We start from the raw sequence: 22481 nt of genomic DNA, 5'->3' as shown, positions 1-22481 counted from the left end.
GGACGTCGATCCTTTAGTCCACAACCCGAACGGAATTCTGCGCCATCTGGGAAAGCGCATGTTCCAAAGACCCTTCCAGATCAATGGCACGGCAGGCCCGCAGGTCTACTGTGACATCAAATCCCAGACGGGCTGCGTCGAGAGCCGAATACGCCACGCAAAAATCAGTTGCGAGTCCGGCTAACGTGACCTTTTGCACATTTATCGTGCGTAAGTAACCCGTTAGGCCAGTCGGCGTGGTCCTGTCATTCTCGAAAAACGCTGAGTAGCTGTCGATGTCGCGGCGGAAGCCTTTGCGAATGATCATGTTCGCGGCGTCCGTTTGCAAATCGGCGTGAAATTCAGCGCCTTGGGTGCCCTGAACACAATGATCTGGCCACAAGACTTGGGTGCCGTAAGACATCTCTACGGTTCCGAAGGGCTCTTTGCCCGCGTGCTGGCTGGCAAAAGAGCTGTGTCCTGCGGGATGCCAGTCTTGGGTCAAGATACAGGCCCCGTAGTCGGGCAGCATTGCGTTGATCAGGGGAACGACGGCCTCGCCGTCGGGGACGGCGAGCGCACCGCCAGTGCAGAAGTCGTTCTGCACGTCTATGACCATCAGAGCCGTATCTGCGTACTGCATTGTGATTTTTTCATCCCATCTGAGTCTACGCTAGGGTGCGGGCGGGGCGGCGTCAATCATGCCTCTTGATCGCATTCGGCGAGGGGAATAAGTGCATCGGCCATGTATTATATTGCTGCTCTCTACCAATTCACCCGTTTCGACGATCCTGCTGGCATTCAGGGGCCCTTGAAGGCTGTCTGTGATGCGGGGGATGTCAAAGGCTCGCTCTTGCTCGCGCGCGAGGGGATCAATGGCACCATCGCCGGTCCGCGGGCGGGTCTGGACGCTGTGCTGGCCCATATCCGTAGCCTGCCGGGCTGCGCGGGGCTGGAGTGGAAAGAGGCAACGGCCGAGAAGGCACCCTTTCCCCGCATGAAGGTGCGGTTGAAGAAAGAGATCGTAACCATGGGCCAGCCCGACGTGGACCCCACGGCCCATGTGGGCAACTACGTGGAGCCCGAGGAATGGAACGAGCTGATCCGCAGCCCCGATGTGGTGACCATCGACACCCGCAATGATTACGAGGTGGCGATCGGCACGTTCGAGGGCGCGGTCGATCCGATGACCAAGTCCTTTCGTGAATTCCCCCAGTGGTGGGAAGAGAACAAGGACCGCTTTCACAACAAGCGCGTTGCGATGTTCTGCACTGGTGGCATCCGCTGCGAGAAGTCGACGAATTTCCTGCTGCAGCAGGGCGTGCCCGAGGTGTACCACCTAAAAGGTGGGATTCTACGGTACCTCGAAGAGATGCCCGAAGAAGAGAGCACGTGGGAAGGTGAATGCTTTGTGTTCGACGGGCGCGTGTCCGTGGGCCACGGGCTGAAGGAAGGGCCGCACGAGTTGTGCCACGCCTGTCGCCGCCCCATCCTGCCAGAGGACAAGGACCGTCCTGAATATGAGGTGGGTGTGAGCTGTCATCAGTGCGTGGACGAGACGACTGATGCGGACAAGGCGCGGTTCCGCGAGCGGCAGAAGCAGATGGCACTGGCCCGCGAGCGGGGCGAGACCCATCTGGGGACGTTGTCCTTGGACGAGTGATGCAGGGGGTGCTGCCCCCTCTTGGCCGATGGCCAATTCACCCCCGGGGTATTTTACCCAAGCTGAAGATTAGCGTTTGCGGCGGCCGCCTTTGGATTTCGAGATGAAGTCGGGCGGGCGTTTGGCGACCCATGCAAAGAATTTGGCCAGCTGCGGATGACCGCGCAGGGATTCGGGCGTGTTGTAGTGGCGCGCGAGCTCTGTTTCGCTTATCGCGGCGTGGATTTCTTTGTGGCAGATGTGGTGGATCAGGATGGTCGGGCCACCTTTGCCGCCGCGCAGGCGCGGGATCAGGTGGTGCAAGCTTTGCGGGACGCCCGGCGGGATCGGGCGGTCGCAAAGGGGGCAGTTCGGATCGGGGTGCTCTTGTGTCATCGGGGCCTCGGTGGGTAATCATGGCGCGAATTCTGTTCGGAACAAGGGGGCTGGCATGGTCGAGGTTGTGGATGCGCTGGTGATCGGCGCGGGACCCGCTGGGCTGATGGCGGCCGAAATGCTGGGCGCCGAGGGGCGGCGCGTGGTTGTTCTGGAGGCCAAGCCGAGCGTGGCGCGCAAATTCCTGATGGCGGGTAAGTCGGGCCTGAACATCACCAAGGACCAGGATATGTCGGCGTTTGTGGCGGCCTATGGGGCGGGGGTGGAGCCTTTGGTTCCGGCGTTGCGCGACTTTGGGCCGGTCGAGGTGATGGGCTGGGCCGAAGATCTGGGCGTGCCCTTGTTCGTGGGCAGTTCGGGGCGGGTGTTTCCGAAGGTGATGAAGGCCTCGCCCTTGTTGCGCAGTTGGTTGCGGCGGCTGGAGGGCTATGGCGTCGAGGTGCGCGTGCGGCAACGCTGGGCCGGTTGGGACGGCGATGACGTGTTGGTCGATGGGCCTGATGGGCGTGTTGTTTTGCGGGCTGGCGTGACTGTATTGGCGTGCGGCGGAGCGAGCTGGGCGCGGCTGGGGTCCGATGGCGCTTGGGCGGAGTATGTGGGCGATGTGGCCTCGTTTCAGCCCGCGAACATGGGGTTTCTGGTCGATTGGTCCGAGCATATGGTCAAGCATTTCGGTGAGCCGGTGAAGGATGTCGCCCTGATCGCCGGAGATCAGGTGGAGCGCGGGGAATTCGTTGTGTCGGCCCGTGGGGTCGAGGGCGGCGGGATTTACGCTGTTTCGCGGGCGGTTCGAGAGGGGGCGGACCTGCGCGTGGACCTGCTGCCGCATTTGTCCGTGGACGAGGCGCGCAAGCGTTTGGCGCGGGGCAAGGCGAAGGATTCGTTGGCCAACCGGCTGCGCAAGACGTTGTCGATGCCTGCGGTGAAGGTGGCTCTGGTGCAGGAATTCGCGCGGCCTTCGCCTGATGATCTGGCGCCGGTGCTGAAGGGGTTGCCTTTGGCATTGGCGGGGCCGCGTCCGCTGGACGAGGCGATTTCGGTTGCGGGCGGGCTGCGGTTCAGTGCGCTGGATGGGAATCTGATGCTGCGGGAGCGGCCCGGTGTCTTTGCCTGCGGCGAGATGCTGGACTGGGAGGCCCCGACGGGGGGCTATCTGCTGACCGCGTGTCTGGCCAGTGGGCGCTGGGCGGGACTGGCCGCCGCGCGGTATTAACGGCTGTTTCCCAGCATCGTCAGGCGCAGGAGCGCGCGTTCGACCAGCGCCATGTCGGGGGCGGTTTGCCCCGCCGAGCGCAGTTTGAGGTCGGTTTCCACCAAAAGCCCGATGGCGGTTTGCAGTTTCAGGCTGGGCCAGCGGCCGGCCTGACGTTCCAGTTTCGAGCGGCGGGGCCCGAAAACGGGAGGACGGAGCGCAGCGATGCCAGCAGAAGGGCCGCCTGGTGCGGAGGCCACGGCATGCAGGGTTTTGAAATGCCGCAGGGCAAAGATCATCAGCTCGGTCGGCTTGGTGCCTTGGGCTTCGAGCCGCCGCATGACGGGGCCAAGCTTTTGCGGGCTGCCGTCCGACACGATATCGAGCACGTCATCAATCGCGGCCTCGGTCGAGGCGGGGGCGCAGGCGGTGATATCCTCGGCGGTGACGGGCGAAGTGTCGCCATATTTGTAGAGCGCCAGCTTCTGCACCGTCTGGCGGAAATCGCCGGGTTCCAGCGTTTGGGCCAGCGCGACAAGCCCGTCCATCGCATCGCGGTCGGGCATCGCTAGGCCCGATTCCCGCACAATCCCCTCAATCTCATCTCGGCCCGGTGGGTCGTTGTAGATGCCAAGGGCATAGGCCTGCGGGTGGCTTTCAAAGACTTTGCGCAGGGCGGATTTGGCAGCGAGTTGCCCTGCCGAGACGACCAGAACAGCATCGCCCGGACGCCAGCCTTCGAGTGCGGCGGCGATGGGTTTGGCGCAGGCGTCGGTCGCATCTTCGACGAACACGCAGCGTTGGCCGGGGAAAAATCCCTGTTCTTTCAATGCGTCGAACAAGAGCGCGCCGTCTTTGCGCACCTCCGCGCCTTGGACGCGGTTCAGGCGCATTTCGGCCTCGCCTTCGGGGCCAATCAGATTGGAGACGATCTTTTGCCGCCGGTCGGCGACCCGCATGGGGTCAGCGCCGTAGAGCAAGATCCCCGGCCTCCCTGGGTCAGGGCGCGCGATATAGCTGCTGGCGTCGCGCGGAGACAGCTTCATTGCAGGCGCGTGGCCTCTGCCGTCAGGCGGGCGACGACCAGATCAGCAAGCTGGGTGGCCAGTCGTTCCGCCGCATCCGCTTGGGCGGCCTGAGTCGCAACAGTCGAGCCGGTGGCCGAATAGCCGGTAAAAGCCGTGACAGACCCGTGGGCCAAGGACGCCTCGCTGCCCGCGCGGCGGACGGAATAGGTCGCCTTGCCCGACAACATAAAGCGGCTGGTGATCTGGTCGGACGTGATGCCTTGGGCCGTACGCGAGAACTCCAGATCATAGACCAGCACCAGATCGCCCGACGTGGTCAGGCCAACGCGTTCCTCGAACCGGCGCACGAACAGGTATTCTGTGCGGTTCTCGGGGTCACGTGCCCGCAGCCGCCCGAACAGCGACTGCGCAGCCCCGCCCGGCGCCAGAGACGGTTTCAAACCGCATCCGGCCAGAGCAAGGGTCATTGCCGCGCCAAGGGCGAAGGCGCGGCGGGTCAGGTTAAACGACGACATTGACGATCCGTCCCGGCACAACAATCAGCTTTTTCGGTGCGTTTCCATCAAGCGCACGCACAACAGCTTCGTGTGCGAGGGCCAGCTTTTCAACCTCTTCCTTTGCCAGATCTTTGGGGACAGTGATTTCCCCACGGCGCTTGCCGTTGATCTGGATGGGCAAGGTCACCTCGTCTTCAACCAGCATCGATTCGTCCGCCTGCGGCCAGTCGGCCTGCGCGATCAGACCCGTGCCCCCGAGCAGGGACCAGATTTCCTCGGCCAAGTGGGGGGTGATGGGCGACATCAGTTGCGCAAGGATCTTGGTCGCTTCGCGCTTCGCATCACCGCCAGCCTTGGATTTCGCCAGCGTGTTGGTGAAGCCATAGAGTTTCGCGATCGAGGCGTTGAAGCCAAAGCTTTCTACGCCCGCGGTCACATCATGGATCGCCTTGTGCATCTCGCGCAGCAGGGCTTTGTCCTGATCGTTCGCGGCAGTCTCGTCTGCTGCGGCATCGGTGGCGATGCGCCAGACGCGGCTCAGGTGCTTATAGGTCGCTTCGGCGCCCGATGCGGTCCATTCCACGTCACGCTCGGGCGGGCTGTCAGACAGCATGAACCAACGGGCGGTGTCCGCACCATAGGTGTCGATGATCGCCAAGGGATCGACCACGTTGTTCTTGGACTTCGACATCTTGGCCGAAGGAACAACCTCGACCTCGGCGCCGGTGTCTTTCAGCACGACCTTGCCGTCCTTGGTCTCCACTTCTTCGGGGTAGTGGTAGACGGGGCGGCCATCGGCGTCCTCGGTCTTGTAGATTGCGTGGGTCACCATGCCTTGGGTGAACAGAGCGTTAAACGGCTCTTTGGACTTTTCGGGCAGGTGGCCGGTGATGTTCATCGCGCGGGCAAAGAAGCGCGAATACAGCAGGTGAAGAATCGCGTGCTCGATGCCGCCGATATACTGGTCGACGTTCATCCAGTACTCGGCCTCGGCCGCATCGGTCGGGGTGGCGGCGCGCGGCGCGGTAAAGCGGGCAAAGTACCACGAGCTGTCCACAAAGGTGTCCATGGTGTCGGTCTCGCGGCGCGCGGGCGCACCACAGGACGGACAGTCACAGTTGCGCCATGTGGGGTGACGGTCCAGCGGGTTGCCGGGCACGTCAAACGTTACATCGTCGGGCAGTTTGACCGGCAGGTTCTCTTTCTTCTCGGGAACAACACCGCAAGCCTCACAATGCACTACGGGAATCGGGCAGCCCCAATAGCGCTGACGGGACAGCCCCCAGTCGCGCAGACGGAACTTGGTCACCCCGTGGCCGACGCCTTGAGATTCGCAGAAGTCGATCGCGGCGGCGACGGCATCTTCGCCGGTTTGCAGCTCGGCGCCGCAGAACCCGCGAATGTAGCGGACGGTCTCCGACTTCATCGGGACGAAGGCCTCTTCTTTTTGCTTGAAATACTCATCTGCACCGTCCGCTTCCACGTCCGCAGACACGAAAACAGGGGCGATAGGCAGGCCATACTTGGTGGCGAATTCAAAGTCCCGCTGGTCATGGGCGGGGCAACCAAAGATCGCGCCGGTGCCGTAATCCATCAGGATGAAGTTCGCGATGTAGATCGGCAACTCCCACGAGGTGTCGAAGGGGTGGCGCACGGTCAGGCCGGTGTCAAAGCCCTTCTTCTCGGCCTTTTCCAGCTCTTCTTCGGTCGTGCCCATGCGGCGGCAGTCCGCGCAGAACGCCGCGATCTCGGGGTTGGTCTGCTCGAGTTGCTTGGCCAGCGGGTGATCAGGCGAGATGCCCATAAAGCTGGCGCCCATCAGCGTGTCGGGGCGGGTGGTGTAGACCTCAATGCGGTCGAACCCGTCGGGCGCGTCCACGGTCGAGAAGGCAAACTGCAGACCGCGCGATTTGCCGATCCAGTTCGCCTGCATGGTTTTCACCTTGGCGGGCCAGTTGTCCAGCGTGTCCAGCGCGGACAGAAGTTCGTCCGAGTAATCGCTGATCTTAAAGAACCATTGAGTCAGCTCGCGGCGCTCGACCAAAGCACCAGAACGCCAGCCGCGGCCGTTTTCCACCTGTTCGTTCGCCAGAACGGTCATGTCGACCGGGTCCCAGTTCACGACAGCGTTCTTGCGGTAGACCAGACCGGCTTCCAGCATATCAAGGAACAGCGCCTGCTGCTGGCCGTAGTATTCGACATCGCAGGTTGCGAACATGCGGTTCCAGTCCAGCGACCAGCCCATGGGCTTCATCTGGCTGACCATCTCGTCGATGTTGCCATAGGTCCAGTCCTTGGGGTGACCACCCGATTTCATCGCTGCGTTTTCCGCAGGCATCCCGAATGCGTCAAATCCCATGGGGTGCAGCACGTTATGGCCAGTCGACAGCTTGTAGCGCGCGATCACGTCGCCCATGGTGTAATTGCGGACGTGGCCCATGTGGATGCGGCCCGACGGATAGGGGAACATCTCGAGCACATAGTACTTGGGCTTGTCGTCACTGCGTTCCGCGGTGAAAACTCCGGCCTCGTCCCAGGCCTTTTGCCATTTGGCTTCGATCTCGTTGGCGGAATAGCGCGACATCTCGTGGTCCCCGATCATGCAATACTTGCGCGGGGTGATAGGCTTGTGCGGCCTTTTGGTCCAGAGGCAGCCTGTTTTTTTACTGATTTACCGTTGTGAAGGCGCGTGCCTTCTGACTATCTCTTGGGGCGGCAGATTTGTGGAAGTGATTATTTTATGGACATTCTTTTTATTCACAACAACTTCCCCGGACAGTTCAAGCATTTGGCTCCGGCGCTTGCCGCTCAGGGACATCGGGTGTTGGCGCTGACCCCGCGGGTCGATGGCGTCAAGAAGTGGGAAGGTGTGACGGTTGTCCCCTACCAGATCAAAGCCCCCAAAGCGCAGCAGGTGCACAGTTGGCTCTTGGATATGGACACCAAGCTGCACCGCGCCGAGGGCGCCTATCGCGCGGCTGTTGATCTGAAAAAGCAAGGGTTCAACCCTGTCGCCGTGATTGCACACCCCGGTTGGGGCGAGTCGCTGTTCATGAAGGACGTGTGGCCTGACGCCCGACTCGGCCTGTTTTGTGAGCTGTATTATCAGTCCGTGGATGGCGGGATGAACTTCGATCCTGAATTCCCTGTGCGCGAAGTCGCGACAGAGCCGCTGCGAATCCGGATGAAGAACCTGAACAACCGTCTACACCACGAGATCATGGATGCGGGCATTTGCCCGACGAAATTCCAGCTGTCGAGCTATCCGGATTCTTTGAAGTCCAAGATCACGATCTCTCATGACGGGATCGACACGAACAATGTGCGTCCCAATCCGGAGGCGCGTCTCGAGATTGCGGGGCTGTCGCTCACCAAAGAGGACGAGGTGATCACCTTTGTGAATCGTAACCTCGAGCCGTATCGCGGCTACCACATCTTTATGCGGGCTCTGCCAGAGCTCCTGAAGCGGCGCCCGAACGCGACGGTTCTGATCGTGGGCGGCGATGGTGTTAGCTACGGGGCCGCCGCGCCGCGGGGACAGACGTGGAAGCAGATATTCATTGACGAAGTGCGCGATCAGATCTCGGACGAGGATTGGGCGCGCGTCCACTTCTTGGGCAAGATCCCCTACGACAAGTTCCTGACCATGCTTCAGGTCACGAGCGCGCACGTGTATCTAACGTATCCGTTTGTTCTGTCGTGGTCGATGATCGAGGCGATGGCGAGCGAAGCGCCGATCGTTGCCAACGATGTGGCCCCTGTGACCGAAGTTCTGGTCGATGGGCAGAACGGCCTCCTCGTCGATTTCTTTGACAAAGATGGACTGGTTGACCGTGTGTGCACCGTTCTGGACGACAAGGAACTGGCGGCGCGGATGGGCAAGGCTGCGCGGGAGTTGGCGGTTTCCAAGTACGATCTGAAATCTGTGTGCATGCCCAATCAGCTGAACTGGATCGAGAATTTGATCGCCCGACCCAGAATCGATCCCCAAGATTAAAGGCGCGGGAATAGCAGACATAACAAAGGGGCCCGCGGGCCCCTTTTCATTCACCGGTGTTCGCAAAGGGCTTACATGCCCAGATCAGCAACTCGCAGCTGGCGTGCACGGGTAAGAATCGCATCCTCGACTGCGCGCTGGGTGTCGATGCTGACCGGACCGCCCCGCGATTGGAGTGCTACGTTCAGCGAGCGGGCATCAAGTGCACTGTCGGTGACGTAAACAGTCGCGCGATATGCGCGACCGCCACCCGGAGGCGTACCGTAGCCGGTCGAGACAACACCCGAGAACGGGTCAATGGTTTCGACAGGCAGGAAATTCAGAACTTCGAGTGACGCATTCCAGAGGTACCTGTTAACCTCGCCAACCTCTTCGCGGTCTGGCTTGATAAACATGCTGAAAATCTTGGTGCGGTCAGTTTCGACTTCTTGTTCTTCGAAGAAATCCTCACGGGCTTGCTGTGCCGACTTCTCGGAAGCAAATTTCCCGCATCCGGTCAGGCCTGTCGCCATCGCAAGTGAGAGTAGAACAATACGGGCCGTCGCGCGGGTCATGCGGGCTCTCCTAAAAAGTCGAAAAGTCACTTTAGCTGCTTAGCGGTCCTGATCCCTGCCGACAAGGCAGCTTTTGTTTCTTGTACTATAAGGGGCCGCAATTCGTGCGCGTCTGATCATCGAAAGACTGTGGAAACGCTCCGGAAATTCTCTTGTGGCAAATGAGCATCACTTAACTGTTTGTTGCCAAGGGGTGCCATCGTTGACTTGCAACAAGGGGGTCGTTGGGTGCATTCAAACTTCATCAAAACCGGTACACCGGATTGGTACGTGCCTTACGACACATGAGGGAAAAAATGAAAAACGTTCTTTTCGCGACCACCGCGCTGATCGCAACCGCAGGCATCGCCTCGGCAGAAGTGAGCCTCTCGGGCTCGGCAGAAATGGGTATCATCGGCGGCGATCAGGGTATCACCAACGTTGCTGGCAACAACAACGACACCAACTTCGCTGACCAGTTCCACACCGACATCGACGTCACCTTCACCCTGTCGGGCGAGTCGGACAACGGTATCACCTTCGGTGCGACCATCGACCTGGACGAAGAAGGCGGTTTCGCGAACACCAACGGTGGCCCCGAAGCAGTATTCATCTCGGGCGACTTCGGCACCCTGACCATGGGCGACACCGACGGCGCTCTGGATAAAGCAGTTGCTGAAACCGACCTGATCGGTGACATCGCAGACGCATCGACCACCTACTCGGTCAAGAGCGCAGCGTTCATGGACGGCCTGCTGGACGGCCAGGTTGCTCGTTACGACTACTCGATCGCTGGCTTCGGCCTGTCGCTGTCGGCTGAAACCGACGACACCGGTGTTAACGACACCGTTTGGGGCTTCGGCGCGACTTACTCGGTTGCAGGCTTCGACTTCGGTGCTGGTTTCCAGGGCGGCGAAAGCAACACTGGTGTAAACCAGGAAGGCTGGATGGTTTCGGCCGCAACCACCTTCGGTGCAGTTGACGTAGTTGCAAACTACGGTGAAGGCGCGACCAACATCGATGGCGCAGTTGACCCCATCGCGGTTCGCTACAACATCGCAGCAGTTTACACCATGGACGCTCTGTCGCTGGGTGCAAACTACGGTGAGATCCACACCGACGGCGTTTCGACCGACAAAGGCTTCGGTCTGGCGGCAAACTACGACCTCGGCGGTGGCCTGGTTCTGCAGGCTGGCTTCGGCGAGCAGACCGTGGACAACGTAGGTGTTTCGGGCGACGATCCGATCAACATGTACTCGCTGGGTCTGTCGATGTCCTTCTAAGGTCACCTAGATCTTTGATCAGGGAAGAGCGGGCTTTCGCCCGCTCTTTTCTTTTGGGCGAAGCCTTTCGCTCGGACGCGGGAGACACTATTTCGGGCAGGTATTCGTTCAAAGGAATTGAGATGGCCTCCCCCTCGCCAGCCCAAATCAAGGCCGCCACGCAGCAGGCAATCAACCTGCGCTTGTCAGGCCAGTTTAGTCAGTCGTTCCAACTCTTGCAGAAGGTCATTGCTGCCGCTCCGCGATTTGCCGATGGCTACTACCACCTCGCGCTTGCCGCAAACGAGTTGCATCTGCCTCGGACCGCTGTCAAAGCACTGAAAACGGCTGATCGGCTCAAGCCCAAATCCCCTGACATCCTCAAGGCACTGTGCACGGCGCAAATGGCCTGTTATCAGCACGAAGATGCGCTCAAAACGCTGAAGAAGCTGCGCGTCATCTTCCCGAAAAAGCGATCAATCAAGCTGGAGGAGTCGCTGATCCGGATGCAGCTGGGTGAGTTCGATGCAGCGCAAAAACTTATCGCGGATTTGATCGACTCAAACCCCTTGTATGGCGAGAATTACCGCAGCTACGTGCAGCCCCGCCGGATCAAAGAGGGCGACCCGATTATCGACAAGATGCTGGACATCTACCAGCGCGAGGACCTGAAAGATGACTCGCGGTGCCACATCGCCTATGCGTTGGGCAAGGCGTATGGTGACCTTCGTCAGGATGACAAGGTTTTCAAATATCTGAACGAAGCCAATAGTTTGCAACGAGCCGCCGCCGTTCCGAACATGGACGGTGCAGCGCTAGAGGTGGATCGTTTGATCGCGGCGCAGAAGGACGTTGTGCTACCGCCGATCACTGAAAGCGACGCGCGACCGACGCCCATTTTCGTATGCGGCATGCCGCGCTCTGGCACCACTCTGGTCGAACGTATTCTAGGCCGCCACTCCGAAGTTGCGAACGCCGAGGAGTTGGCCATCGGCAGCAAACTTGCGCGCGCCGCTTTGGGCGGGACGACCAAAGAGCCGGGCAACCTGCAAGACGTGAAGCCCTCGACCCTAGAGACGGTGGCGCGCAGGCTGCGCGCAGCGCTGGGGGAAACGGCTGATGGGGACGCAAAGTACGTCACTGACAAGTCGATCATGACCTTCCTGACGCTGCCCGCGCTTGCGATGGCGATGCCGGATGCGCGCTTTGTCGTGGTGCGCCGTGATCCGCGCGATGTTGCGCTGTCGATCTACCGGAACCACTTTGCTGAGGGGACGCACAAATACGCCTTTAAGCTGGAGGATATCGCCAAGCAGGTCGTGCTGTTCCAGAAATGCGTCGAAGCCTTTCGCGATCAGATGGGCGATCGCATGATCGAGGTTCAGTATGAAGACCTGGTAGAGGATCCGGACACCCAAATCCCGCGTCTGATCGAGGGCGTGAAACTGCCATGGCAAGAGGCTTGCCTGCATCCCGAAGAGGGTGAAGGCGCTGTGCGGACATTGAGCCTTGGACAGGTGCGCGTGCCGGTTTACAAGTCTGCCAAAGGTGGCTGGCGCCGCTTTGCCGACGAGATGCAACCCTTTATCGAGACTTACGAGGCCCTCAGCAATGTCCCTCTCCGAGATTAAACAACGTCTATCCAAAGCCTGTGCCGACCACGGCCGCAACGAGGCAGACGTCACGCTGATCGCGGTGTCCAAGGTGCAGCCGAATGAGCGCGTCGAAGAGGTACTGAAAGAGGGGCACCGCGTTTTCGGTGAAAACAAGGTGCAGGAAGCGGCGGGAAAATGGCCGATGTTCCGTGAAACCTACGACGGTATCGAACTGCACCTGATTGGCCCACTGCAAAGCAACAAGGCCCGTCAGGCGATGGAACTGGCGCAGTCGATCCACACGGTTGACCGCCCGAAAATTGCGACGACTATCGCGCGTTTGGCGCAGGAGATGGGGCACTGCCCCGAGCTGTTCATTCAGGTGAACACGGGCGAGGAGCCGCAGAAAGCGGGAATTGCCCCCGCGGATGCAGATGCCTTCATCAAGGAATGTCAGGGCATGGACCTGCCCATTCGCGGGTTGATGTGCATTCCGCCTGTGGACGAAGAGGCAAGCCTGCATTTCGCATTGCTGCGCAAGATCGCAGAGCGGAACGGCCTGTCTGGTCTGTCCATGGGCATGAGCGATGACTTTGAAAAAGCGATCAGTTTTGGGGCGACCCACATTCGTGTTGGCAGTGCGATCTTTGGCGCACGCGATTACGGGTAATGTGACTTGCCCTTGTGCGGACCAGATGCTGGACTATCCGCACTGAACTTGGAGTAAGACATGCGGTTTCGTGTATTGGTTCTGGCGGCGCTGATGGCGCTCCCTTCTGTAGCAGCGGCAGATATGTCGATGTCATTTGAATGGGGACGGATGCCGCGATGCACGACGGGCAAACCGATGGCGGTGCCCAACCCCGAAATCATCATCAAGGATGTGCCAGAGGGCGCGACGCATCTGCGGCTCTGGATGGTCGATCTGGATGACCCGTGGCGCAATCACGGTGTGAAGAAGCTAAAGCTGAATGCGACGGGGGATATGACGATCCCTAAGGGGCTGTTCTACTACGCGGGGCCCTGCCCCAAAAATGCGATCCACACCTACCAATGGAACGTGACCGCGTACAAAGGGCTCAAGCCGCTGTACACCGCGTGGATGCGCAGGAACTACCCTGAATAATTACAGGACGATCAGCTTGGTTTCGTAAGTGATCCGGCTGGCAATCCAGCGCAGGTCTTGCGGATCAAAGGCCACGCAGCCCGCCGTCGGATACCCCGGACGGCGCCATTGGTGGATAAAGATCGCGCTGCCTTTGCCCCGTTCAGCGCGGGGCCAGTTCCAGTCGGTGATCAGGACCAGATCATAGAGCGGATCAGCGCGGCGCAAGGCCTCGTGACTGTGGGGGTAGGGGGCGCGGACCATCAGGTTGTAGTCCTGATCTTTGACATCATCGGACCACAGATCGCGCGGGCGGATCGGGACGGCCCAATCGGCGGGGCGGGCCATGCGGTCGGGCCGGTACAGCATTCCAACAATGCGGTGGGTGCCGCGCGGGGTCGCGCCATCGCCCTCGCGCTTGTCGTGGGCGCTGGTGATCCCGCCGCGCCCGATGGTGCGGGGAAAGCGGCGGTTTAAAAAACGGACGCAGGTTGGGGTGACGACCAGATCGTGGCGGTTCATAGCAGGTGCCCCGACTTCTTGGCCTTGGTCGCGAGGTAGGCTGCGTTCTGAGGGGTCTGCCCGAGGATCAGTGGCACACGTTCAGAGACCGAGATGCCCATCTTTTCCATCATCGCCATTTTGCGCGGGTTGTTTGTCATCAGGCGGACCGAGGTGAAGCCCAGACGGCGCAGGATCGCGGCACCGATCCGGAAATCGCGTTCGTCGTCTTCGAAACCCAGACGGTGGTTGGCCTCGACCGTGTCGAAGCCCTGATCCTGCAGGGCATAGGCGCGCATCTTGTTGGCAAGGCCGATGCCGCGCCCCTCTTGGTTCAGGTAGAGCAGGACGCCCGCGCCTTCGGTGCCCATCTGCTGTAGGGCGCCGTTGAGCTGCGGGCCGCAGTCGCATTTCAGGCTGCCCAACACGTCACCGGTGAAGCAAGCAGAATGCAGGCGGGCCAGAACGGGTTCGTCGCGAGAAGGATTTCCAATCTCGATCGCGTAATGCTCTTCGTTGCCGTCTTCGGGGCGGTAGATGTGCAGACGGCCAGCCTCTGACGCGACCATGGGCAGGCGCGCGGCGGCGACTGGGTGCAAGGACGCTTCGGCGGCGATGGCTGGCCCGGCGAGGCCTGCGTCGATCAGGGTCAGGCGGTGGGTGGCAGCGAACGCCTCGGGGTTGTCCAGAGGGACCACCAGCGCGGCGGGCAAAAGGTGCGCGGTTTTCACAAGCTGGATGGCCAAGCGGTGCAGGCTGGCATCCCCGCCACGGGCGATCTGGAACGGTCCCTTCATGGGTACGTCCATGTCGTGCTTGGGGTCTGCCATGGCGCGCACCCACCAGAGGTCAGCTTCGTCCGGTACAGTGATGCGTGCCAGATCGCCGTCATAAGGCGTCGCCTTTAAGGTTTCGGCGCGATGAGAGGTCAGGACAACGACCGGCGGCTTCCCCAGACTGCGCAGATCGGCCAGACGCGCGACGGACAGGCTTTCTGCGGCCATGACCAGCAGAGAGTCGGTGCCACGCAGCACAATAGGCACGCCCATCCGCAAGTCGCCACGGGCGCGGGCCAAATCCTCGATGATGTCAGGGGCGAAGGCCATTGTTACGGCTCCTCTCTTAATTCGAAGAGTTCTGTAACTCTTTGAGCCGGAAATTGAAATAAAACCCTTCACCCCGACACGAGGGCGTGAGGTTCGTGCCACAAACCTTGTCGTGAGCGCATGTGAGGCTCATCTCACAGGAAAGCGAGACAACGGAGAACTGAAATGTCGCAACTGCGTAAGATCCTTCTGGTGGACGATGACGAGGACCTTCGCGAAGCGCTGAGCGAGCAGCTGGTGATGACCGAAGATTTCGATGTGTTCGAGGCCGGCAACGGCGCCGAAGCCATGGAAAAGGTCAAAGACGGTCTGTTCGATCTGGTGATTCTCGATGTTGGCTTGCCCGACACTGACGGTCGCGAGCTGTGCCGCCGGATGCGCAAGCAGGGTGTCAAAGCGCCCGTGCTGATGCTGACCGGCCATGACAGCGACGCGGACACCATTCTGGGTCTGGACGCTGGCGCGAATGACTACGTGACCAAGCCGTTCAAGTTCCCTGTCCTCTTGGCACGGATTCGCGCGCAACTGCGCCAGCACGAGCAAAGCGAGGACGCAGTTTTCGTCGTTGGGCCCTACACTTTTAAGCCTTCGATGAAAATGTTGATCACTGCTGATGAGAAAAAGATCCGTCTCACCGAAAAAGAGACGAACATTCTAAAGTTTCTACACCGCTCTCCCGATGGGGTAGTTGCCAGAGACATCCTCTTGCATGAAGTATGGGGATACAACGCTGGGGTGACGACGCACACGCTAGAGACGCATATTTATCGGCTTCGCCAGAAAATCGAACCCGATCCCTCGAATGCGCGTTTGCTTGTGACAGAGTCCGGTGGCTATCGACTAAATGCCTAAGCTTTGCGCCAGATCAATGTTTGGCACGGCATATGCAGGCAACCTACAGTTAACTACCCCGCGCATGTCCGGGTTATGACATGTACCTCCCTGTTGGACTTGGCCCGAGCTTCGGCTCGGGTCTTTTTTTATTCCGGCACCGCCTTTCACCGCTGGGGGTGGGCAGGTATATCGCTGGGGAAGACTTTGAATGAACGAGGGCGACATGGGCTTTTCTCTGGCAACGTGGAACATCAACTCGGTCCGGCTGCGTGCTGGACTGGTCGAGCGTCTGATGACCGAAGACGCCCCCGATGTGCTGTGCCTGCAAGAGTGCAAGAGCCCTGTCGAATTGATCCCGATGGAGGCATTCCGCGCTCTGGGCTACGAGCACATGATTGCCCGCGGCCAGAAGGGCTATAACGGCGTCGCGATTCTGTCCAAGCAGCCGATCACCGAAGTGGCCAGCTTTGACTTTGCCGGTTTGGGCCATGCGCGCCATATCGCGGGTCAGCTGGAAAATGGTGTGACGGTGCACAATTTCTATGTCCCCGCAGGTGGCGACAAGCCGGACCGCGAGATCAATGAGAAATTCGGGCAGAAGCTGGATTACCTGACCGAAATGCGGGACTGGTGGCACTCGAATGCGCCGCAGAAATCCATCATGGTCGGCGATCTGAACATCGCTCCGCGCGAGGATGATGTCTGGAGCCACAAGCAGCTGCTCAAGATCGTCAGCCACACTCCGATCGAGGTAGAGCATCTGGCGCAGGCGCAGGACGCGGGCAACTGGGTCGACATCACCCGTCAGGACATCCCCGAGGGGCAGCTCTATAGCTGGTGGTCCTACCGTGCCAAGGATTGGTCCGGCGCTGACAAAGGGCGCCGTCTGGACCACATCTGGGCCACGCAAGACATCGCGAACGCGGGTCATTCCAGTCGAATTCGACGTGACGTGCGCGGATGGGAGCAACCCAGCGACCACGCACCTGTTTTCGCGAGCTTTGACCTTTGATATTCATTCTTGCGCCCTCATATAGGGTGCAACAGACCACTAAGGGAATTTGACGATGTTCGAACTGGGACAAGGCAATGCAACCGCCGCCCCCGCCGCCGACGATCTGATTATGGACGTGGGCGAAGCGGACTTCATGGACAAGGTCGTGCAGGCCAGCATGACCACCCCTGTCATCGTGGATTTCTGGGCCCCGTGGTGCGGCCCGTGCAAAACACTTGGCCCGCAGCTGGAGGATGCCGTAAAGGCGGCCAAGGGCGCGGTTAAGATGGCCAAAGTCAACGTGGACGAAAACCAGATGATCGCGGGCCAGCTGCGCGTGCAGTCGATCCCGACGGTCTATGCCTTCTGGCAGGGTCAGCCGGTCGATGGCTTCCAAGGTGCCGTCCCCGGTTCCGAGATCAAGGCATTCGTCGAGCGTGTGGTTCAGGCGGCTGGCGGTGATGCCAGCGGCGGTCTGGATGACGCGATCGCAGCGGCCGAAGAGATGATGGAAAACGGCGAGGCCGTGGATGCGGCTCAGGTGTTCGCGGCGATCCTCGAAGAGGACCCCAACCACGCCAAAGCCTATGGCGGTCTGGTCCGTGCCCACATCGCGACCGGCGATCTGGATCAAGCCGAGGCGATCCTGAACGGCGCCCCCGCCGAGATTTCCAAAAGCCCCGAGCTCGAAGCGGCCCACGCGCAGCTGGAGCTTGCCAAGCAAGCGGCAGACGCGGGCCCTGTGGCCGAATTGCGCGCGGCTGTCGAGGCGAACCCCGACGATCTTCAGGCGCGGTTCGATTTGGCGCAGGCGCTTTATGCGAACGGTGATGCCGAAGGCGCGGTGACCGAGTTGCTCGACCTGTTCCGCAAGGATCGCGAGTGGAACGACGGCGCCGCCAAAGCGCAACTTTTCACCATTTTCGACGCGCTGAAGCCCAACGATCCGGTCGTTCTGAACGGTCGCCGTAAATTGAGCTCGATGATATTTGCCTGATCGCTAACGGGGCCTAGTTGATGCGTATGCTGTCATCATCTGATCTGCCCGAAACAATTGCGATTTTCCCCCTGCCTGGCGCGCTGCTTTTGCCGCGTGCCCGGTTGCCTTTGCATATCTTCGAGCCGCGCTACCTGGCGATGATCGAAGACTGCATGAAGACGCCTCAGCGTCTGATTGGCATGATCCAGCCCGAGAAGGGGCCGGCAGGGGGCGCATCGGGCCTAAGTACCATCGGCTGTGCCGGTCGTTTGACCCAGTTCTCGGAAACCGAGGACGGCCGCTACATGATTACCCTGACCGGCGTGTCGCGTTTCCGCATGAAGCGCGAGATTGACGGATTCACCCCCTATCGCCGCTGTGAAGTGGATTGGAGCGGGTTTGAGCGCGATCTTGGGAAACCCGAGTCCGATGGAGCCTTTGACCGCGATCCGTTCATGGACCTGCTGTCGCGCTATTTTGCGTCCCAAAACCTGTCGACGGACTGGGAAAGCCTTGGCGATGCGGACGACGAGATGCTGATCAACGCGCTGTCGATGCTGTGTCCGTTCTCGCCCGAGGACAAGCAAGCGCTGCTAGAGGCGCCGTCATTGACCACGCGGCGCGAGACGCTCATAACGCTGCTCGAATATGCCATGCACAGTGGCAGCGACTCCGGAGATTTCATGCAATGACCCCAGCAACCGCTTTTGACCGCCGTATGCTAGAGGCGCTGATCTGTCCGCTGACCCTGACCACGCTGGAATACGACGCGGAAAAGCAGGAGCTGATCTCGAAGTCGGCCAAGCTGGCGTTCCCGATCCGCGACGGTATCCCGATTATGCTGCCCGATGAGGCTCGCAAGCTGGATTGATCCAGCTTACAGCGCCTCGCCCTTGAGCAGGCGGGGCACATCCCCGGTCAGACCCGCCGCCTCGCGGATAAAGGTCCGGCGCAGCCGCGGCATCGCGTTGATCACACCCATCCCCAGATCACGACCCATCCGCAGGAGCGGGTTGTCGTTGGAGAACAGCTTGTTGAATGCGTCCATGGCCAGCGCCATCGAGGTCGCGTCGAACCGGCGCCATTCCTGATAACGCTCCAGAACCAGTGGGCTGGCGATATCTTCGCCGCGGCGCTGTGCGTCGATCAGGACCTCGGCCAGTGCACCGACGTCTTTTAGACCTGCGTTCAGGCCTTGACCCGCGATGGGGTGAACCCCGTGCGCGGCATCTCCGATCAGCGCCACGCGGTCGGCGACAAAGCTGTTCGCGATGGTGATGTTCAGCGGGTAGGTGAATCGCTTCCCCGCCAGTTTGATGTCGCCGAGGAAGTCGCCAAAACGAGGGCGCAGAACTTCGATATAGCTGGCGTCGTCCAGCGCGTTGATCGCGGCGGCCTGTTCGGTGCGCTCGCTCCAGACGATAGAGCTGACATTGCCGCGCAGGGGCAGGATCGCCAGCGGGCCGGGCGGCATGAAGAACTGGTGGGCAGTGCCAAAGTGGGGCTTCTCATGCTCAATCGCGCAGACCAGAGCGGTCTGGTTGTAGTCCCACCCGCTGCGTTTGATGCCCGCGCGGGCCTGCACGCCGCTACGGCGACCATCAGCGCCGATCAGCAGCCGAGTACGCAGGGTGTCGCCATTGTCGAGCGTGACAGTTACGCCAGTGGCTTCAACGGTCTGGTCGACTGCGGTCTGGCCAGAAATCTGGGTGATATTCGGCTCTGCATCCATTGCGGCTAAGAGAACGGGGCGCAGGTGACGATCCTCGACCATATAGCCCATTGGGCCTTCTTCGATCTCGGCGTGGTCGAAATGCATCCAGAATGGCGAGGGGCCTTCGCCCGCGCGGCCGTCGGACACCTTGATCTCGAGCATGGGCTGCGCGGTGTCCGCCAGATCGCGCCAGAGGCCAAGCGCGCCAAGCAGCCGCTGGCTGGCCAGCGACAGCGCATAAGAGCGCCCGTCAAAGCCGCTCTCTGCCCGCGTGGTGGCAGGCAGCGCGTCGATGATGGTTACAGTCAGGCCCTGTTGGGCCAGTGCAAGCGCCAGGGATGGGCCAGCCAGCCCACCGCCGACGATCAGGATGTCACTCGTCTGGGTCATGCCTTGCAATATGCGCTGCCGGTCGGGATTGTCCACGGGATACGGCAGGGATAGGGTCCATCTGCGGCATTTAGACGGAGGCAGCAATGCAGGATTGGTTGACGAAAAGCGCGGCAGATCAAGGACGTGCGATCGGGCAGGGGACCTTGGACCCTGTCGCACTGACCGAAGCCTATCTGGACGCGGCTGCCAATCATCCGCACGGCACGCGCATCTATGCCCGGCTGACGCCGGAACGCGCGATGGCAGAGGCCGAAGCCGCGGCGTTTCGCGCCAAAAAAGGGGTGCGTCGTGGCATTCTGGACGGTGTGGCGATCAGTTGGAAAGACTTGTTCGACAGCGCGGGCGTCGCAACTGAGGCAGGCTCGGCGCTGCTTGAGGGTCGCGTGCCTGATGCAGACGCCGCAGTTCTGACCGAAGCCACCCTGCAAGGCAGCGTCTGTCTGGGCAAAACCCACATGACTGAACTGGCCTTCTCGGGCCTAGGGTTGAACCCCGTGACCGAGAGTCCGCCAAATATTAATGCGCCTGAATGCGTGTCAGGCGGGTCCTCCTCTGGGGCGGCGGCATCGGTTGCATGGGGCTTGGCGGCGGCGGCCGTTGGGTCGGACACCGGCGGATCGGTGCGTGTGCCCGCGTGCTGGAGCGATCTGGTGGGCCTCAAGACGACGTCGGGGGGGATTTCTCTGGATGGCGTGGTGAAACTGGCCGCGAAATTCGACACGGTTGGCCCGCTGACCCGCTCGGTCGAGGATGCGGCGCTGATGTTCGCCATGCTGACAGGTGCCAAGGCGACCGATCTGGCGGGCAGCAGCCTGTCTGGTCGCCGCTTTGCCGTGCTGAAAACCGTGGCGCAAGACGATTTGCGCGACACACCTGCCGAAGGCTTCCAAACTGCGCTGCGCAAGCTAGAGGCTGCTGGCGCCACGTTGCTCGAAGTCGAAATCCCCGAAGTGGCAGAGATCATGGGCATGGCGGGCGTCCTGTACACGCCGGAAACCTATGGCACTTGCGGCGATCTGATTGAGAGTGCGCCGGAAAAGATGTTCCCGCCCGTGCTCGAACGTTTCCGTGCAGGACGTGACCATAGCGCGATGGACTATGTCAAAGCGTGGCTGTCACTGGACAACCTGCGCCAAAGCTATGCCGCCAAGGTCGCGGGCTTCGATGCAGTGCTGCTGCCCACCGCACCCTCTATGCCGCCAAAGATCGACGATCTGATGGCGGATCACGGGTACTTTGCGCAGGAAAATCTGCTGGCCTTGCGCAACACGCGAATCGGGAATTTGACCGGCGGTGCAGCGCTGACGCTGCCGACTGGGGTGCCTTCGACGGGGATCAGCCTGATGGGTCTCGCGGGCAGCGAGGAACGGCTGCTGCATATCGGGGCCGCCGCCGAGGCCGCCCTTCGCGCCTGAAAAGCCACACCCATACTAATGGGGCCTTCGCTGAACTGGACGTGAAGGCTCGGCTTAGCTATTCTTGCCCAAAAACAAGGGCCATCGCGCCCTGATAAGAGGCAAATAGCAGGACCCATGACAAACGACCCGTTCCCCGAGCGGTTTGCGTCGCTGCCCCCGTATGCATTCCCGCGTCTGCGGGCGCTGCTGGATCATCTCCAGCCCGGAGGCGACGTAATCCACATGACGATTGGTGAGCCCAAGCACGCTTTCCCCGACTGGGTGAAGGACGTGATGGCGGCCAATATGGACGGGTTCAACAGCTATCCCCCGAACGACGGAACGCCCGAGTTGCGGGATGCCATCGCAGCATGGGTTCATCGCAGATATGGTGTCGAGATCGACGCAGCATCCCAGATTTTGCCTCTGAACGGGACGCGCGAAGGTCTGTACAACGTCGGCATGGCCCTCTGCCCAGAGCAGAAAAACGGCCAGCGTCCGACCGTTCTGATGCCCAATCCGTTCTATCAGGTCTACATGATTTCCTCGATCAGTGCCGGGGCCGAACCTGTGTTCGTGCCAGCCACTGCCGAGACAGGTCACCTGCCTGATTTCGCGGGTCTGTCGACCGATATTCTGGACCGTGCGGCGATGCTTTACATCTGTTCGCCCGCGAATCCCCAAGGGGCCGTGGCGTCGGAATCATACTGGCGCGATCTGATCGCTTTGGCCGAAAAGCATGACATCCGCATTCTGGCGGATGAGTGCTATTCCGAGATTTACCGCGACACACCGCCCCCCGGTGCGCTGGAAATCGCAACCAAGATGGGCGCAGACCCCGAGCGGGTCATCATTTTCCATTCGCTATCCAAGCGTTCGAACCTGCCCGGTTTGCGCTCTGGCTTTGCCGTAGGTGGCCCCGAGAGCCTGAAGCATATGAAGCAGTTGCGGAACTATTCCGGTGCGCCGCTGCCCCTGCCGATCCAGCGTGTGTCAGAAAAGGTCTGGGCCGATGAGGACCACGTGATCGAGAACCGCCGCCTGTACCGCGAGAAGTTCGAGATTGCCGACGAAATTCTGGGGAACACGCCGGGCTACATGTCGCCCGAAGCGGGGTTTTTCTTGTGGTTGCGGGTGCCGAATGGCGAAGAAGCTGCCGTCAAGCTCTGGACCGAAACAGGTGTGCGTGTGCTGCCCGGTCGCTACCTGAGCAAGCCCGACGCCAACGGCGTGAGCCCAGGCGATGAATACATCCGCGTGGCGCTTGTCGCCTCGGCAGAAGAGGTGCGCCGCGGCCTGACCGCGATCAAAGCGTGTCTCTACGAGCAATAAGAGGG

23 protein-coding genes are annotated in these 22481 nt (G+C 60.8%); 14 read left to right on the top strand and 9 right to left on the bottom strand.

What is annotated here, in order from left to right:
• Window positions 1-13: 13 nt before the first annotated feature.
• Window positions 14-622: a bifunctional nicotinamidase/pyrazinamidase gene (pncA, locus tag N4A58_RS14295; protein ID WP_293710727.1), complete on the bottom strand. Its 609-nt coding sequence runs from the start codon at window positions 620-622 to the stop codon at window positions 14-16.
• A 102-nt stretch (window positions 623-724) separates the two neighbouring features.
• Between pncA and N4A58_RS14290 the strand changes: the two genes are divergently transcribed.
• Window positions 725-1642: a rhodanese-related sulfurtransferase gene (locus tag N4A58_RS14290; RefSeq protein WP_293710725.1), complete on the top strand. Its 918-nt coding sequence runs from the start codon at window positions 725-727 to the stop codon at window positions 1640-1642.
• Window positions 1643-1711: 69 nt separating this feature from the next.
• On the opposite strand, the gene N4A58_RS14285 is transcribed toward N4A58_RS14290, so the two are convergent.
• Window positions 1712-2017, bottom strand: coding sequence for an HNH endonuclease (locus tag N4A58_RS14285; protein ID WP_293710723.1), 306 nt, complete (start codon window positions 2015-2017; stop codon window positions 1712-1714).
• A gap of 55 nt (window positions 2018-2072) precedes the next feature.
• On the opposite strand from N4A58_RS14285, the gene N4A58_RS14280 reads away from it, so the two are divergent.
• Entirely contained in the window at window positions 2073-3230 is a 1158-nt protein-coding gene (locus tag N4A58_RS14280) for a TIGR03862 family flavoprotein (RefSeq protein ID WP_293710721.1), read from the top strand.
• On the opposite strand, the gene holA is transcribed toward N4A58_RS14280, so the two are convergent.
• From holA to leuS, 3 genes are read right to left on the bottom strand one after another with little or no spacing between them, the layout of a single operon-like run.
• Window positions 3227-4255: a DNA polymerase III subunit delta gene (gene holA / locus N4A58_RS14275; protein WP_293710719.1), complete on the bottom strand. Its 1029-nt coding sequence runs from the start codon at window positions 4253-4255 to the stop codon at window positions 3227-3229. The two genes, N4A58_RS14280 and holA, sit on opposite strands and share 4 nt — an antisense overlap.
• Window positions 4252-4752, bottom strand: coding sequence for an LPS assembly lipoprotein LptE (gene lptE / locus N4A58_RS14270; protein ID WP_072709226.1), 501 nt, complete (start codon window positions 4750-4752; stop codon window positions 4252-4254). The genes holA and lptE overlap by 4 nt, the downstream gene beginning before the upstream one ends.
• Window positions 4739-7318, bottom strand: coding sequence for a leucine--tRNA ligase (gene leuS / locus N4A58_RS14265; protein WP_293710717.1), 2580 nt, complete (start codon window positions 7316-7318; stop codon window positions 4739-4741). Before leuS ends, lptE begins: the two co-directional genes overlap by 14 nt.
• A 156-nt stretch (window positions 7319-7474) precedes the next feature.
• Here leuS and N4A58_RS14260 point away from each other — a divergent pair, with 156 nt between their 5' ends.
• Window positions 7475-8731, top strand: a complete 1257-nt coding sequence (locus tag N4A58_RS14260; protein WP_293710715.1) for a glycosyltransferase — start codon at window positions 7475-7477, stop codon at window positions 8729-8731.
• Between the two features lie 71 nt (window positions 8732-8802).
• Here the strand turns inward: N4A58_RS14260 and N4A58_RS14255 are convergent, their stop codons facing one another.
• Window positions 8803-9285: a DUF3576 domain-containing protein gene (locus N4A58_RS14255; RefSeq protein ID WP_072709230.1), complete on the bottom strand. Its 483-nt coding sequence runs from the start codon at window positions 9283-9285 to the stop codon at window positions 8803-8805.
• Between the two features lie 296 nt (window positions 9286-9581).
• On the opposite strand from N4A58_RS14255, the gene N4A58_RS14250 reads away from it, so the two are divergent.
• The 4 genes from N4A58_RS14250 (at window position 9582) to N4A58_RS14235 (ending at window position 13247) form a co-directional block, all read left to right on the top strand.
• Window positions 9582-10547 (top strand): porin, encoded by a 966-nt coding sequence (locus N4A58_RS14250; RefSeq protein WP_293710713.1) that lies wholly within the window; start codon window positions 9582-9584, stop codon window positions 10545-10547.
• A gap of 122 nt (window positions 10548-10669) precedes the next feature.
• Window positions 10670-12157 carry a sulfotransferase gene (locus N4A58_RS14245; protein ID WP_293710711.1) on the top strand — a complete coding sequence of 496 codons (1488 nt, stop codon included), beginning with the start codon at window positions 10670-10672 and terminating at the stop codon, window positions 12155-12157.
• Window positions 12138-12791 (top strand): YggS family pyridoxal phosphate-dependent enzyme, encoded by a 654-nt coding sequence (locus N4A58_RS14240; protein ID WP_293710709.1) that lies wholly within the window; start codon window positions 12138-12140, stop codon window positions 12789-12791. Before N4A58_RS14245 ends, N4A58_RS14240 begins: the two co-directional genes overlap by 20 nt.
• Window positions 12792-12851: 60 nt before the next feature.
• Complete coding sequence (locus N4A58_RS14235; RefSeq protein WP_083595768.1) at window positions 12852-13247, top strand: hypothetical protein; 396 nt, start codon at window positions 12852-12854, stop codon at window positions 13245-13247.
• On the opposite strand, the gene N4A58_RS14230 is transcribed toward N4A58_RS14235, so the two are convergent.
• Together N4A58_RS14230 and ribA are read right to left on the bottom strand one after the other, a co-directional pair.
• Window positions 13248-13748 carry a L,D-transpeptidase family protein gene (locus N4A58_RS14230; protein WP_293710707.1) on the bottom strand — a complete coding sequence of 167 codons (501 nt, stop codon included), beginning with the start codon at window positions 13746-13748 and terminating at the stop codon, window positions 13248-13250.
• Complete coding sequence (gene ribA, locus N4A58_RS14225) at window positions 13745-14833, bottom strand: GTP cyclohydrolase II (RefSeq protein WP_293710705.1); 1089 nt, start codon at window positions 14831-14833, stop codon at window positions 13745-13747. The genes N4A58_RS14230 and ribA overlap by 4 nt, the downstream gene beginning before the upstream one ends.
• A 165-nt stretch (window positions 14834-14998) precedes the next feature.
• On the opposite strand from ribA, the gene N4A58_RS14220 reads away from it, so the two are divergent.
• The 5 genes from N4A58_RS14220 (at window position 14999) to N4A58_RS14200 (ending at window position 18511) form a co-directional block, all read left to right on the top strand.
• Entirely contained in the window at window positions 14999-15685 is a 687-nt protein-coding gene (locus tag N4A58_RS14220) for a response regulator transcription factor (RefSeq protein ID WP_072709244.1), read from the top strand.
• A 205-nt stretch (window positions 15686-15890) separates the two neighbouring features.
• Complete coding sequence (locus N4A58_RS14215; RefSeq protein ID WP_293710923.1) at window positions 15891-16679, top strand: exodeoxyribonuclease III; 789 nt, start codon at window positions 15891-15893, stop codon at window positions 16677-16679.
• 55 nt (window positions 16680-16734) lie between these two features.
• Window positions 16735-17658, top strand: a complete 924-nt coding sequence (locus N4A58_RS14210; protein WP_293710703.1) for a co-chaperone YbbN — start codon at window positions 16735-16737, stop codon at window positions 17656-17658.
• Window positions 17659-17684: 26 nt separating this feature from the next.
• A complete protein-coding gene (locus tag N4A58_RS14205) occupies window positions 17685-18332 on the top strand; it encodes an LON peptidase substrate-binding domain-containing protein (RefSeq protein WP_293710921.1) in 648 nt (215 codons plus the stop codon).
• A complete protein-coding gene (locus N4A58_RS14200; protein ID WP_293710701.1) occupies window positions 18329-18511 on the top strand; it encodes a Trm112 family protein in 183 nt (60 codons plus the stop codon). Before N4A58_RS14205 ends, N4A58_RS14200 begins: the two co-directional genes overlap by 4 nt.
• Before the next feature lie 6 nt (window positions 18512-18517).
• Here the strand turns inward: N4A58_RS14200 and N4A58_RS14195 are convergent, their stop codons facing one another.
• A complete protein-coding gene (locus tag N4A58_RS14195; RefSeq protein ID WP_293710699.1) occupies window positions 18518-19744 on the bottom strand; it encodes an FAD-dependent oxidoreductase in 1227 nt (408 codons plus the stop codon).
• Window positions 19745-19830: 86 nt separating this feature from the next.
• On the opposite strand from N4A58_RS14195, the gene N4A58_RS14190 reads away from it, so the two are divergent.
• Together N4A58_RS14190 and N4A58_RS14185 are read left to right on the top strand one after the other, a co-directional pair.
• On the top strand, window positions 19831-21162 hold the full coding sequence (locus N4A58_RS14190; protein WP_293710697.1) for an amidase: 1332 nt from the start codon (window positions 19831-19833) through the stop codon (window positions 21160-21162).
• Between the two features lie 117 nt (window positions 21163-21279).
• Window positions 21280-22476: an aminotransferase class I/II-fold pyridoxal phosphate-dependent enzyme gene (locus N4A58_RS14185; RefSeq protein ID WP_293710695.1), complete on the top strand. Its 1197-nt coding sequence runs from the start codon at window positions 21280-21282 to the stop codon at window positions 22474-22476.
• Window positions 22477-22481 lie beyond the last annotated feature (5 nt).

This window comes from Donghicola sp. (assembly GCF_025210255.1).
In the GTDB taxonomy this organism is placed as follows: domain Bacteria; phylum Pseudomonadota; class Alphaproteobacteria; order Rhodobacterales; family Rhodobacteraceae; genus Donghicola; species Donghicola eburneus.
Note: the sequence above shows the minus strand (reverse complement) of the source record. Positions and strands in the feature narration are given on the sequence as shown.

Bases quoted from the DNA above. Each gene is read 5' to 3' on its own strand.
- pncA (WP_293710727.1), bottom strand. From the start codon at position 622: ATGCAGTACGCAGATACGGCTCTGATGGTCATAGACGTGCAGAACGAC.
- N4A58_RS14290 (WP_293710725.1), top strand. From the start codon at position 725: ATGTATTATATTGCTGCTCTCTACCAATTCACCCGTTTCGACGATCCT.
- N4A58_RS14285 (WP_293710723.1), bottom strand. From the start codon at position 2,017: ATGACACAAGAGCACCCCGATCCGAACTGCCCCCTTTGCGACCGCCCG.
- N4A58_RS14280 (WP_293710721.1), top strand. From the start codon at position 2,073: ATGGTCGAGGTTGTGGATGCGCTGGTGATCGGCGCGGGACCCGCTGGG.
- holA (WP_293710719.1), bottom strand. From the start codon at position 4,255: ATGAAGCTGTCTCCGCGCGACGCCAGCAGCTATATCGCGCGCCCTGAC.
- lptE (WP_072709226.1), bottom strand. From the start codon at position 4,752: ATGTCGTCGTTTAACCTGACCCGCCGCGCCTTCGCCCTTGGCGCGGCA.
- leuS (WP_293710717.1), bottom strand. From the start codon at position 7,318: ATGTCGCGCTATTCCGCCAACGAGATCGAAGCCAAATGGCAAAAGGCC.
- N4A58_RS14260 (WP_293710715.1), top strand. From the start codon at position 7,475: ATGGACATTCTTTTTATTCACAACAACTTCCCCGGACAGTTCAAGCAT.
- N4A58_RS14255 (WP_072709230.1), bottom strand. From the start codon at position 9,285: ATGACCCGCGCGACGGCCCGTATTGTTCTACTCTCACTTGCGATGGCG.
- N4A58_RS14250 (WP_293710713.1), top strand. From the start codon at position 9,582: ATGAAAAACGTTCTTTTCGCGACCACCGCGCTGATCGCAACCGCAGGC.
- N4A58_RS14245 (WP_293710711.1), top strand. From the start codon at position 10,670: ATGGCCTCCCCCTCGCCAGCCCAAATCAAGGCCGCCACGCAGCAGGCA.
- N4A58_RS14240 (WP_293710709.1), top strand. From the start codon at position 12,138: ATGTCCCTCTCCGAGATTAAACAACGTCTATCCAAAGCCTGTGCCGAC.
- N4A58_RS14235 (WP_083595768.1), top strand. From the start codon at position 12,852: ATGCGGTTTCGTGTATTGGTTCTGGCGGCGCTGATGGCGCTCCCTTCT.
- N4A58_RS14230 (WP_293710707.1), bottom strand. From the start codon at position 13,748: ATGAACCGCCACGATCTGGTCGTCACCCCAACCTGCGTCCGTTTTTTA.
- ribA (WP_293710705.1), bottom strand. From the start codon at position 14,833: ATGGCCTTCGCCCCTGACATCATCGAGGATTTGGCCCGCGCCCGTGGC.
- N4A58_RS14220 (WP_072709244.1), top strand. From the start codon at position 14,999: ATGTCGCAACTGCGTAAGATCCTTCTGGTGGACGATGACGAGGACCTT.
- N4A58_RS14215 (WP_293710923.1), top strand. From the start codon at position 15,891: ATGGGCTTTTCTCTGGCAACGTGGAACATCAACTCGGTCCGGCTGCGT.
- N4A58_RS14210 (WP_293710703.1), top strand. From the start codon at position 16,735: ATGTTCGAACTGGGACAAGGCAATGCAACCGCCGCCCCCGCCGCCGAC.
- N4A58_RS14205 (WP_293710921.1), top strand. From the start codon at position 17,685: ATGCTGTCATCATCTGATCTGCCCGAAACAATTGCGATTTTCCCCCTG.
- N4A58_RS14200 (WP_293710701.1), top strand. From the start codon at position 18,329: ATGACCCCAGCAACCGCTTTTGACCGCCGTATGCTAGAGGCGCTGATC.
- N4A58_RS14195 (WP_293710699.1), bottom strand. From the start codon at position 19,744: ATGACCCAGACGAGTGACATCCTGATCGTCGGCGGTGGGCTGGCTGGC.
- N4A58_RS14190 (WP_293710697.1), top strand. From the start codon at position 19,831: ATGCAGGATTGGTTGACGAAAAGCGCGGCAGATCAAGGACGTGCGATC.
- N4A58_RS14185 (WP_293710695.1), top strand. From the start codon at position 21,280: ATGACAAACGACCCGTTCCCCGAGCGGTTTGCGTCGCTGCCCCCGTAT.